Genomic DNA, 11,338 nt, shown 5'->3' with positions numbered 1-11,338 from the left:
GGATACTGAACAGGCATCTCCCAGCCCGCAAAATCAACCATCTTTCCACCCAACTCAACGTGAAGAGAGTAAAGTGGAGTGCGATTCGGTGAAGTCATCTTTCTAACCTTTCAATCAGCGGGATTGGTCACGAACGACCGTCACGGTGCAGTGCGCATTCCGCACCACCCGGGCCAGGTTCGGGCCAATTTCATAGTTCGGGAAATCGCCCTTGGTGGAGGCCATGACAATCAGATCAAATCCCTCTTTGTAGGCGAGTTTCAGGATTTCACGGTAAACGCTGCCTTCTTCAATGTGGATCGCCACATCGGAGGCATCGCCGTGGTCCAGAATGGCCTGAACCGCGTTGCGGACGTGATCCTTTGCTCCGGCGCCATAGTTCGCGGGCAGGTTCGGAAGTTGGATAATCTCGGGGATGACGGCAACTGCGTGCAGTTCGGCACCGTAGAATTTCGCCTGTTCCAAAGCGACCGGCAGAGCCAGTTTCCAGGAACGGTCGTCGGTATGATCAATGGGCAGCAGGATTTTCGTGGCCATCACGTCTCTCCTCGAGATATGGAATTCTGTTTCAAAGGCGGGGGGCCAGATTGGCCCCCCCTTTTTTGGTCGGGCCGAACTTATTCGGCAGGTTTTGCCTCCGGCTCTTCGGACTGGCCGCCCGAGGCGAAGAACTCTTTCGTCAGTTTGAAGACGATCGGACTCAACAGGGCCAGGGCGATCAGGTTCGGGATAGCCATCATGGCGTTCAACGTGTCTGCCAGCAGCCAGATAAAGCCCAGATCTGCAGTTGCGCCGAAGTAGATCATGACGATCCACAGGACGCGGTAGGGCATCAGGGATTTCACACCCAGCAGGAACTCAACGCATTTCTCACCATAGAAGGACCAGCCAAGGATAGTGGTGAAGGCGAAGATCGACAGAGCGATGGCGATCAGATACCCACCGATACCCGGCAGCGACAGTTCGAACGCGTGGCTGGTCAGAGCCGCACCGGATTCACCCGATGTCCACGCACCCGAGGCGATGATTGCCAGACCGGTGATCGAGCAGACGATGATTGTGTCGATGAACGTACCCAGCATCGCGATCAGGCCCTGGTTTACCGGACCTTTGGTCTCGGCAGCGGCGTGCGCAATCGGGGCGGAACCCAGACCCGCTTCGTTCGAGAACACACCACGTGCCACACCAAAGCGGATGGCAGCCCAAACGGCAGCACCCGCGAAACCACCTTCTGCGGCGGACGGAGTGAACGCGTAGGTGAAGACGAGCGACAGCGCCTGTCCGATGTTGCCGATGTTGATCAGCAGAACCAGCAGACCCGCGATGATATAAGCAACAGCCATGAACGGAACCAGTTTGCCGGCAACCGCACCGATGCGAGTGATACCGCCTAGGATAACAGCTGCGGTCAGCACCATCAGAACAACGCCGGTGACCGAGGTATTCAGGCCGAAGTTCGCTTCAAGAACTTGTGCCACACCGTTGGCCTGCACGCCGTTGCCGATGCCGAAGGCGGCGATCGCGCCAAACAGGGCGAATGCTACACCCAGCCACGCCCATTTTGCGCCGAGTCCATTCTTGATGTAGTACATCGGGCCGCCAACATAGTTCCCCAGCTCGTCTTTTTCGCGATATTTCACCGCGCAGACAGCTTCGGCGTATTTGGTGGCCATGCCCACCAGGGCGGTCATCCACATCCAGAACAAGGCGCCTGGACCGCCCAGGAAGACAGCAGTCGCCACACCGGCGATGTTACCTGTACCGATGGTTGCTGACAGCGAGGTCATCAGCGCGTTGAATGGGCTGATCTGCCCTTCGCCCTGACCTTCCCGGCCTTTGAACAACAGGCTAAAGCCCGTGCCAATGCGCAGGATCGGCATGCATTTCAGCCCGACCTGCAGGAAGAAGCCAACGCCAAGGATGAGAACCAGCATCAGCGGCCCCCACACGACGCCATTGATGGCCCCTACGATTGAATTTAACGCTTCCATGGTATTCCTCCCTAGTGCGTCTGGTTATGCCCCGGCAGCAATCGCTCGTTGGCGAGCTTGCTTGAGGGCGGCAAAGTCTTCGTCCGCGTGGAACGACGAACGGGTCAGCGGAGTGGCTGACACGTGCAGAAAGCCCTTGGAGCGCGCGATCTGCTCCAGCTGGGCGAACTCTTCCGGTGACCAGAACCGGTCGATCGAGTGATGTTTCGGGGTCGGCTGCAGGTATTGCCCGACTGTCAGGAAATCGACATTTGCGGCACGCAGGTCATCCATCACTTGGCGGACGTCACAGAGGCTTTCGCCAAGGCCGACCATCAGGCCGGATTTGGTGAAAATCTCAGGGTTTGCGCGTTTGGCATCGTCCAACAGACGCAAAGACGTATAGTACCGCGCGCCGGGACGAACCGTTGGATAAAGATGCGGCACAGTTTCCAGATTGTGGTTGAAAACGTCCGGCGCTGCTTCAAATACCAGATCTGCAGAAATCCCTTTTCCCAAGAAGTCCGGAGTCAGAACTTCGACGGTGGTTTCAGGGTTTTGGTGGCGCACTGCTCTGATGGTCTGTGCGATGTGTTCGGCGCCGCCATCATCCAAGTCATCGCGGTCAACCGATGTGATCACCACATGGCGAAGCCCCAGCTTTTTTACAGCGGCCGCGACACGGCCCGGTTCAAATACGTCCAATGCGTCTGGCCGACCTGTGGCGACGTTGCAGAAGGAACAGCCACGCGTACAAACTTCGCCCATGATCATCATGGTGGCGTGGCGCTTGGACCAGCATTCGCCGATATTCGGACAGGCGGCCTCTTCACAGACCGTCGCCAGGTTATGATCTCGCATCAGGCGACGTGTTTCATAATACTCGGTGCTGTCGCCCTTTTTCTTGCGAATCCACTTGGGCTTGCGGGGAATGACACTATCTGCCTTCTTGGCTTTTTCGGGGTGGCGGGGGCGAAGCTGGATGGACATCTGGCGGCTCCTTCTTACGCGTGGATCGCGCGGCCCAGAGCGTCGAGGCAGGCTTCTTTGACCGCCTCGCCCATAGCTGGATGTGCATGACAGGTGGAGGCGACTTCGGCGACGGTGGCACCTTTGGTCATCGCCAGAACGAGTTCCGCGATCAGATCACCGCCATGCGCACCGCAAATATGCGCGCCTAGTATTTTGCCGTTCGGTTCAGCCAAAACCTTGACCGCGCCGTCGGTTTCTCCGGTCGACCGTGCGCGCGAGTTGGCCATGAACGCGAATTTGCCGACCGCGTATTCGGCACCGGCTTCTTTCAGCGCCTCTTCAGTCACACCGACCGAGGCGACCTCAGGGTCGGTGTAAACGACACCCGGTACGGTGTTGTAGTCGACATGGCCGCCCAGCCCCGCCAACATCTCAACGCAGGCAACGCCGTCTTCTTCGGCCTTATGGGCCAGCATCGGTCCGGGGACGCAGTCCCCGATCGCATAGATGCCGGGAACCGATGTGCGGAAGCTGTTGTCAACTTGAACAAAGCCGCGCGGGTCAAGAGCTATCCCCAATTCTTCCAGCCCCAACCCGCGCGTGACGGGCCGGCGTCCGACGGCGATTAGAACCTTGTCGGCCTCGATCACCTCTTCCTTGTCTTTGCCGACCCGGTCCAGTGTAAGCGCCAATCCGGTTTCAGACTTTTCAATGGCCTTCAGCGCGCGTCCCAACTGGAACTTTAGGCCGCGTTTGCTGAGCGCGCGCTGCGCCAGTTTCGCAATCTCGCCGTCAATACCAGGCAGGACGCGGTCCAGATACTCAACCACTGTGACCCTGGCCCCAAGACGCGCCCAAACCTGTCCCAACTCTAGCCCTATAACCCCTGCCCCGACGACAACCAGATGATCCGGCACCGTGTCCAGCGCCAAGGCACCAGTTGAGCTGAGAACATCCTTCTCATCGATCTCGATACCGTTCAGAGGTGTCGGCTCAGACCCCGTGGCGATCAAGATATTCTTGGCCTCATAGATATCATCGCCAACCTGCACTTGCCCGTCCGCCGGAATGCGGGCCCAGCCTTCGATCAGCTCAACGCCGTTCTTCTTGAACAGAAAACCGATGCCCTTGGTCAGATCGCCAACGATCTTGTCCTTGCGCCCCATCATTGACGGCACGTCGATGCTGGCCCCCTCGACCGCAATGCCATGGGAGGAGAGATGTGCAAGCTCGGCATATTTGGCCGAGGAGGTCAGCAACGCTTTGGAGGGGATGCACCCCACATTCAGACAGGTTCCGCCCAGCGCCCCGCGCCCTTCCACGCAAGCCACTTTCATACCCAGTTGAGCCGCGCGGATCGCAGCAACATAACCGCCGGGGCCGCCCCCGATGACGATGAGATCGTAAATGCTCATTGGGTGTTCTTTCAGTAGATTGGATAGTTGGCGCAGAGAGCGCGGACTTTTGCGCGGGTCTCGGCTTCGACGGTTGCATCGCCTTCAGGAGACTCACGCAGCGCATCGAGAACGTCGCCAATCAAAAGGCCGATCTGAGTGAACTCTTCAGGCCCAAAACCACGGCTACATCCAGCGGCCGTTCCTAGCCGGATACCGCTCGTGATCGTCGGCTTTTCTGGATCACCAGGGACGCTGTTCTTGTTGCAAGTAAACCCGGCGCGTTCCAGCGCGGCTTCTGCATCTTTGCCGGTAACGCCAAGCGGCCGCAGGTCGACCAGCATAAGGTGGTTTTCTGTGCCGCCCGAAACGATGTCACAACCACGCGCCATCATGACGTTTGCCAAAGCATTGGCGCTGTCGACGACACGCTGCATGTACCCCTTGAACTCTGGCTTCAAGGCCTCGCCAAATGCGACGGCCTTACCGGCGATTACATGCATCAAGGGGCCGCCCTGAAGCCCGGGGAACACAGCAGAGTTGATCTTTTTCGCCAACGCCTCGTCATTCGTCAAAATAATCCCGCCGCGCGGACCGCGCAGGGTCTTGTGGGTCGTCGAGGTGACCACATGCGCGTGACCAATTGGCGAGGGGTGCAGCCCGGTCGCAACCAGACCCGCGATATGCGCCATATCGGCCAGCAGCCAGGCACCGACCTCATCCGCGATCTTACGGAACCGAGCGAAATCGATCTTTTGCGAATAGGCCGATGCGCCTGCGATAATGAGCTTTGGCTTTTCAGTCTTGGCCAGCGCTTCGACTTGGTCATAATCGATCAGCCCCTCGTCCGTCAGGCCGTACTGAACCGGGTGAAACCACTTTCCCGACTGCGCAGGTTTGGCGCCGTGCGTCAGATGACCACCCGCATCAAGCGACATACCAAGGATCGTGTCACCTGGGCTGAGCAGTGCAAGTTTAACAGCACCGTTTGCCTGCGCGCCAGAGTGCGGCTGAACGTTGGCAAACTCACAGCCAAACAACGTCTTCAATCGTTCGATCGCTTCAACCTCAACCTCATCCACATATTCGCAACCGCCGTAGTAGCGGCGACCGGGATAGCCCTCAGCGTACTTGTTAGTGAGCACAGAACCCTGCGCGTCGATCACAGCCTGCGAGACGATATTCTCGGACGCGATAAGCTCGATCTGTTCTGCTTGGCGCTTGCCTTCACGTACAATTGAAGCAGCGATAACCGGATCTGAATCTTTGAGCGATTTTGTAAACAAGGTTCCCTCCTCCATACTCGAATCCCAAGTACGAAATTTTGTTTCCTATAGTGGAAATCGGATACTCAAGGCAACATATATCTCGTACTTGTGAAGTTGTGTAAGGATGGGGAAATCGGTAACCTGCGGAAAATCAGGGAGATTTCTATGGTCGATGACAGCCTGAACGACGCCGTCGGGCCGGAAGAACAGGACGAAGGCGCTGCTTTGGGGCGCTCAATCCGGGATGCGCGCCGTGCAAAAGGGTGGACGTTGGAGGAAGCCGGACGGGCGGCGGGAATCGGTCGCTCGACACTTTCCAAGATCGAAAACAACCAGACGCGACCCAGCTTCGATATTGTTCGCAGGCTGACCCAAGCGCTGGAAATGAGCACCCCGCAGCTGTTCCTGCAATCAGGCCAAAGCGGTATTTCGGGCCGCCGCGATTACACTCCAAAAGGCCAGGGCGAGATTAAGGACACACCGACATATCTGCACGAGTTGCTCTGCCCTGAACTCACCAGCAAGCGAATGCTGCCGTATATCGCGACGATCAAAGCCCGTGATGTGTCTGAATTCGAAAACTGGATCAGACATTCGGGTGAAGAATTTATGTATGTGATCAGCGGTGAGCTAACCTTTATTTCGGAGCACTATCGCCCGTTGACCATGAAGGCCGGGGATTCCCTGTATTACGACAGCGAAATGGGTCACGGCTGCATCTCGACCAGCAAAGAAGACGCAAAAGTCTTGTGGGTTTCGCTAGAGTGATCTGAGCACGCAGTCGGTTGGACTCGTATCTCCCTCCTTATATCAGAAACAACGCGCGCACCTACGCGACGGAATGCGCCAAAGAATTTGCAAAGCAATTTTTCGAAGGCTTGACGGCACGCTGCAAATTGATGGTTGAGCCAGATATGGGGACCTACTCACACGGCATTAGGGTGCAATCCGTTTGGTTCATCGCTGGCCACACGCCCTTCGTTGACTCTTTGACGTGGCTGGTAAAGCCACTCCGATTGCGGCATCTCACAGATCCACAAACGTTATCGAATTGAAAGGTAAACCAGGGGGTGTCCGTAGGGTGGATTGGTAGCACTATCTAAATCGTCGATGTCCATTTGATCCTGCCATTCGCAACGAAGTCACACCTTAAAGAGATCTTATTCCGCTTTCTGAATTTGTCTGATGGTGTCACCGTCTTGGCGTTGCAATGGTTTAGCGTTCCTTTCGTGGTGTGATTTCTAGCGGCAGGCTCCCAAATCGAACCGCGCCGCCATAGCCCCACTGCGTTCAATCCTCTAACGAGCACGAACACCGCCCATTCCTGGGTCTCAAGTAAGTCGTTTTTCTTCCATGGAGACTTTGATGCGGGAGAGTGTCAAACCTCTATGGCCATCAGATCGCGTGCCCCGATGAGTCGCGGCTAGACCTCGGTTTTTGAATAGTTACCAATAGAGGTGTCAAAGAATTTTTCAGCCCCGATTCGCACACGGAGCAGCGAATTCCACCTTATTGGCGCAATGGACAATTAGAGAGAGAAACGAAATGAACACTCTTTTTTCAGATCGTATCTCAGCGTTGCGCCATGCAATCGCGTTTCAAGACCAACTTCACGTCGTTGATGTAGGCGCAAACCCGATGAAACACGAAACGCCTTACAAGCTTCTGCACATGAATGGCGATCTTGCCGTAATCGGCTTTGACCCGCAGGCAGAAACGCTTGCGAGCCTACAACACGACGACAGAACACGGGATCAGTTTTTGCCCCATGCGATAGGCGACGGTGAATCACATCAACTAAACATTTACCATGGGTCTGGGCTGACCTCTCTTTTGAAAATCAGGCGCAAAACCCTTTTTTACCTTATGGGTCTCAAGCGCGCTGCTAGACTGGTTGATACCGCGACTTTCGACACCAAGCGGCTGGATGATCTTGACGATATTCAGCGTATGGACTTGTTGAAAATTGATGTCCAGGGTGCCGAAACGATGGTTTTTGAAAACGGTCATTCGAAACTAGAGAGCACCTTAGCTGTACATACCGAGGTCAATTTTTTTCCCCTATACGAAAATCAACCAAGCTTTGGTGAAGTGGATGTGTCCCTTCGACAAGCGGGCTTTGTGCCTCATTCATACTACCACACCGTCACACGGCAGGTGCGCTCTTCCTTCACAAAACATGTGCAAAATCTGCCTCGAACCCACTTGCTGGACGGAGACATGATTTATTTTCGCGATCTGTCTGACGCTGCAACGCTGAGTGATGAAGATCTTCGAAAGCTCGCATTGATTTCAGATGGGATATACGGGTTCTATGACTACACTTTGCGTTGTGTTGACGAACTCAAAAGGAGGGGAATGGTAGAGAATAGAGCGGTAGAAAACTACCTTAGGCTCCTGAACGACACTCTGTTATCTAACTAGTAAGAAATGGCGGTGCGAAAGAAAGTTCCGGCCGCACCTTTCGGCCAGTACCCTTTAGTCTACACCAAAGAAAAGCGCGCTGTGCGCGCGCAATCGAAAGGGAAGCGAGTATCGCAAGCCGTCACAAACAGTCAAACATCACCAGCCTGATGCCCTGAAACTACGCCTCTGACGTGTGATCGACACAAAGCTCGCTCCAAGTCTACGTTTCATGGTCCAAGCCTTGTTCGGACGGACAACTAGCACCTAGTGGCCTCACTGCGCAGGGCTGTGAAACATTCACTTGGGCTCACGACTCATAACAAGCGAACAACGATTACCGCAAGCGCGACTGCGGACAGGAAGCCCTACGGGCATCTACTGCAAATGCTCAAGACAGTTCACTAAATTCGTTCAATTGCGGTTTTGACTTGGCCGCAAAACTGATCAATATCGCGCTCTAGCATATCGCTTTCTCGGGTCTCATCTCTGACCGCGGCCAGTTCATCTGCAACCACACGAACATCTTCAAACGGAGCTGCCTCCGCGATGCGCAACAGAGCTCGAATAAGGGTGGCCGTTACGAGCCCATTGCCCCTGGCTGCGCGTCTCAGTGCCGGCATTGAGTCGCGAAACAACGACTCTGCTGTGATGGACGGATAAACCACCCTTACGTTTCCGTCGTCATCCCGATACACACCCGTACAGAGCTTGGACGACCACGCACGGGCCAGAGATGCCGACAGACGGTCGATGCAGACTATTGCGGTAAACGTGTCGTTGACACCCGGTGACAACGCCCGAAGTGCGATTTCAACGAGCAGATGGACAGAAAAGCGGATATCTCCGGTAGGATCTCGCGCGGGGATCAACGGAGCCGCCGCTTGCACAAGATCATTGAGGCTCTCGTCACTATCACCATAAACATTGGCCAAAGTGTCCGTTGGAACCATGAAGTCACCTGGCTGCACATCAAAAACGACGACGGCTCCTGCTTCCTTGGCGGCACCCACCAGACCTTCGGTATTGATCGAGTTCACATATCCAGTGCCCGAAGCCGAGACTTGGCACTTGTCTCCCTCCTCAGGGACTGCCTCTGAAGATGGAATATCTGCACTGTTTTCGATTGCGGTGCTCACTTGGCGATCCAAGGCCTCAGAAATCCGCGCCGCCTCCTGATCAATGGTTACGCGCGTCGATACTGTATGAACGAAGAGCAGCAGCAAAAGAACTGAGATGATCGAATAGACTATTCCAATCGCAACGGCCAAATTGACGGATGTGTCATCGCGTATCAGCCACAGGATCATCAAGCTGTATAAGAACGTTGCTCCAAGTGAGCCAACTGCAATCTGATTTACCCTGTCTTCGCCAAAACGCTGCAAGAGCCTGGGTCCAATAGATCCTGCCGCCAAAGTGTAAACCAGCAGAACAATGGAATAGACCATGACCAACGCGGACATGGATGCTGCCGAGATTGCGCTGAGAACATCGCTCGCAGTGTGATTGGAAACACTGAGCCAATCAGAAGTGGACCAACCCCAACCTATGAGCGCTTGCTCCGTCCTGAAGACAATCCCAGCCACCAAAAGCCCTGAGAGGCTTATGGCAGCAGGGATGGTTAGGAACCCGCGAAAGTACCTCACTAATTCTCTAGGTGTTTGCATTCCGGTCCCCATTCACGACACGAGCATTGTTCACAAACTCAGCTTTATGCGAACCGGTCCGCCGCTTCTTTCAAAGCACTCTGCATATCGCCCCATGCAGCCTCGTAGCCCTCTTTGACGTCTTCCCAGGCCTCGTCGCTGGTCGACTTCAAGTCATTCAGTTGAGCCTCTGCGTCAGACCTTGCCTTGTAGAGCTTACTGAGCTGCTCCTCGAGCTCGAGTTCGGCGTCCGCTTCGGCCAGTTTCAGCTTGGCTTCGAGAACATCAATTTGAGCATTCCAGCTATCCAGTTGCAGCTGCGCCTTTTTCTCGTACCCAACGCGTGTCATCAAATTTTCCTTTCGTCTCAAACTTTGGTTCATATCAATGGGAGCTGCCAATTAGGCCGCAACAATTGCCTTGAGCATCCAGACCGCTTCCTCATGCTTCGCCATCCTAGCGTTCATCAAATCCTCTGTAGCCCCATCGCCATAACGGGCAGCGGTCGCGGCAGTCTCACGCAGGTTCCGGGCAATCGCTTCGTGGTCCGCAACCAACTGGTTGATCATACCCTCTGCGTTTTTGACTGTTTCTTCTTCAGTCAACTTGGCTTGGCTAACCATGTCCGTGAACGAGATCGGGGCCACCTGACCCAGAGCGCGCACACGCTCGGCCAAATCATCCGCAGCTTCAAACAGGTCGCGATACTGACGCTCTGTCAGTTCATGGATCGGCAGGAAGAGTGGGCCCACGACGTTCCAATGTGTGCCTTGCGTTTTCACCATCAGAACCATGGTATCGGCCAGTACTTCCGTCACCGCATTTGCGATCCAGGCGTTCTTGTCGATGCCTGTGTCGTTGGTTTCTTCCTGAACTTCAGACTTCAAAACTTGCTGTATCATTTTCACTCCGTTTCGTTGCTTGTGGAGTAGAACCTAAGAGCAAAAAGACATTTTTCAAACTAAATCATATACTTATTCTAGGTATCCGACACATCATGCGGCGCTTCATGATCCTGAGTATCCAGCGCAACTTGCCAACATTGCTGTAGACACGCAGGCCCAATGCCATACATGCTTGGAGTAACTGACGTAAGCTACTGAGGTCATGCCAGTGTCCGATCAAAATCGACCACCAAAGCGCACGGAAAAACTGCAACTGATGCTCGACCTCGAGGAGCTTAAAGCCATTGATGATTGGCGGTTCGAAAACAGATTGCCGTCCAGAGCGGCCGCCATTCGAGAACTCATTCGCCGCGGTCTGATTTCCAACGAGTTCGCAGAGCCACCTACTGACGCGCCTTCCGGCGAGTTTCGTGTTGTGGACGAGTGACAGGAAAACCCACAGAGCAATCCAGTGACGCCAGTGGTGGACCAACATGGCATGAGCGATCAAACGATCCTGTACGTCAGCATCTATTCATCGGTGAAAGGGTATGAGGCGCTCCAACATCTGAGCGTTGGCCGCGTTCACATCCGCATCTTTTTTCAGATAAGTGATGACGCCCCGCAATACCGAATTGCGCGTGCGACCTGTTTTGTCAAAGGCCGGCTCGGGTAGATCGGCCAACTGAACATGGGGGGCTGTTTCAGATCCAATCCAAGCCTCGAAGGTATCAAAAAGTGCCGCGTTCACCGGGTGCGCCGGACGAATTGTCAACAGCCCCAAGCTGATCGGCAACATCG

Annotated in this window: 12 protein-coding genes; 3 read left to right on the top strand and 9 right to left on the bottom strand. The window is 55.0% G+C overall.

All coding sequences use genetic code 11. The features are described 5' to 3' along the window. Positions 1-114: 114 nt before the first annotated feature. The 5 genes from ACR0IP_RS14955 to glyA form a co-directional block, all read right to left on the bottom strand. A complete protein-coding gene (locus ACR0IP_RS14955; protein WP_170637793.1) occupies positions 115-537 on the bottom strand; it encodes a universal stress protein in 423 nt (140 codons plus the stop codon). A gap of 80 nt (positions 538-617) precedes the next feature. Further along, positions 618-1,991: an alanine/glycine:cation symporter family protein gene (locus ACR0IP_RS14950; protein ID WP_480526439.1), complete on the bottom strand. Its 1,374-nt coding sequence runs from the start codon at positions 1,989-1,991 to the stop codon at positions 618-620. Positions 1,992-2,015: 24 nt separating this feature from the next. Then, the gene (lipA, locus tag ACR0IP_RS14945) at positions 2,016-2,960 is read right to left on the bottom strand and encodes a lipoyl synthase (RefSeq protein WP_475220563.1); all 945 of its coding nucleotides are present in this window, start codon (positions 2,958-2,960) and stop codon (positions 2,016-2,018) included. Positions 2,961-2,974: 14 nt separating this feature from the next. Next, the gene (gene lpdA / locus ACR0IP_RS14940) at positions 2,975-4,357 is read right to left on the bottom strand and encodes a dihydrolipoyl dehydrogenase (protein WP_480526436.1); all 1,383 of its coding nucleotides are present in this window, start codon (positions 4,355-4,357) and stop codon (positions 2,975-2,977) included. A gap of 11 nt (positions 4,358-4,368) precedes the next feature. Then, a complete protein-coding gene (gene glyA / locus ACR0IP_RS14935) occupies positions 4,369-5,637 on the bottom strand; it encodes a serine hydroxymethyltransferase (RefSeq protein WP_480526435.1) in 1,269 nt (422 codons plus the stop codon). A 132-nt stretch (positions 5,638-5,769) separates the two neighbouring features. On the opposite strand from glyA, the gene ACR0IP_RS14930 reads away from it, so the two are divergent. Further along, the gene (locus tag ACR0IP_RS14930; RefSeq protein ID WP_170380684.1) at positions 5,770-6,372 is read left to right on the top strand and encodes an XRE family transcriptional regulator; all 603 of its coding nucleotides are present in this window, start codon (positions 5,770-5,772) and stop codon (positions 6,370-6,372) included. Positions 6,373-7,149: 777 nt separating this feature from the next. Then, positions 7,150-8,028, top strand: a complete 879-nt coding sequence (locus ACR0IP_RS14925) for an FkbM family methyltransferase (protein ID WP_170380683.1) — start codon at positions 7,150-7,152, stop codon at positions 8,026-8,028. Between the two features lie 383 nt (positions 8,029-8,411). Here ACR0IP_RS14925 and ACR0IP_RS14920 read toward each other — a convergent pair whose 3' ends face one another. Genes ACR0IP_RS14920 through ACR0IP_RS14910 form a run of 3 tightly spaced genes read right to left on the bottom strand, consistent with a single transcriptional unit; the run spans position 8,412 to position 10,555 of the window. Continuing rightward, complete coding sequence (locus ACR0IP_RS14920; protein WP_480526433.1) at positions 8,412-9,674, bottom strand: DUF2254 domain-containing protein; 1,263 nt, start codon at positions 9,672-9,674, stop codon at positions 8,412-8,414. Positions 9,675-9,718: 44 nt separating this feature from the next. Further along, on the bottom strand, positions 9,719-10,003 hold the full coding sequence (locus ACR0IP_RS14915) for a sll1863 family stress response protein (protein ID WP_480526431.1): 285 nt from the start codon (positions 10,001-10,003) through the stop codon (positions 9,719-9,721). Between the two features lie 51 nt (positions 10,004-10,054). After that, positions 10,055-10,555: a Dps family protein gene (locus ACR0IP_RS14910; RefSeq protein ID WP_170661317.1), complete on the bottom strand. Its 501-nt coding sequence runs from the start codon at positions 10,553-10,555 to the stop codon at positions 10,055-10,057. Positions 10,556-10,766: 211 nt separating this feature from the next. Between ACR0IP_RS14910 and ACR0IP_RS14905 the strand changes: the two genes are divergently transcribed. Further along, complete coding sequence (locus ACR0IP_RS14905; RefSeq protein ID WP_170474859.1) at positions 10,767-10,985, top strand: hypothetical protein; 219 nt, start codon at positions 10,767-10,769, stop codon at positions 10,983-10,985. A gap of 87 nt (positions 10,986-11,072) precedes the next feature. Here the strand turns inward: ACR0IP_RS14905 and ACR0IP_RS14900 are convergent, their stop codons facing one another. Continuing rightward, positions 11,073-11,288, bottom strand: a complete 216-nt coding sequence (locus ACR0IP_RS14900) for a hypothetical protein (protein ID WP_480526429.1) — start codon at positions 11,286-11,288, stop codon at positions 11,073-11,075. Positions 11,289-11,338: the final 50 nt, after the last annotated feature.

It is taken from the genome of Ruegeria sp. AL11, from assembly GCF_056540865.1.
Note: the sequence above shows the minus strand (reverse complement) of the source record. Positions and strands in the feature narration are given on the sequence as shown.